The organism is Parachitinimonas caeni, from assembly GCF_030129945.1.
GTDB lineage: Bacteria > Pseudomonadota > Gammaproteobacteria > Burkholderiales > Chitinimonadaceae > Parachitinimonas > Parachitinimonas caeni.
Genome location: NZ_JARRAF010000181.1, coordinates 1 through 478, shown reverse-complemented (window position 1 = coordinate 478; position 478 = coordinate 1). Strand labels below are relative to the sequence as shown.

The following is a 478-nucleotide window of genomic DNA, read 5'->3' as shown; positions in this document are numbered from 1 at the left end:
CCGTGCAATTCGCCAACCAGCCGGTTGGCTTCGTCGTAGAGCTGATACACACGGTTGCCATCGGCATCCTGGGTATAGGCCAAGCGACCTGCCGCATCGTAGGCGTACTGGGTAGGCTGTACCCCCCCAGCCAGCTGGCTGGTCAGCTGGCCACCGAGGTCGTAAGTCTGGGTATCCAGCCGGCCGTTGGCGTAAAGGTGGGTGATGCGGCGACCGGCATCGTCATAGGTATGAACGGTGGATTTGCTGTAGGCGTCGGTTGTGCTCAGTAGCCGGCCCAGACCGTCGTAGCTATAGCTGGTCTGATTGTTGTTGCCGTCGTAGCTGAACAGCAGGCGGCCGGCGGTGTCGTAGACCTGACGGGTCTGGCTGGCACCGGTGGGAATGCCGCTGCCATTGGCATCGACCTGACTGTAGCGGGTGCGGGTGTCGAGCAGCCCCTGCAGGTTGTAAACGAAATCTTCGCGGGTGGTCTGGG

1 protein-coding gene is annotated in these 478 nt (G+C 61.9%); it reads right to left on the bottom strand.

Going from position 1 to position 478, the window contains the following annotated elements; translation table 11 throughout:
- Window positions 1-478, bottom strand: a 478-nt coding sequence (locus PZA18_RS24210) for a hypothetical protein (RefSeq protein ID WP_308447459.1), incomplete at both ends; no start/stop codon positions are given.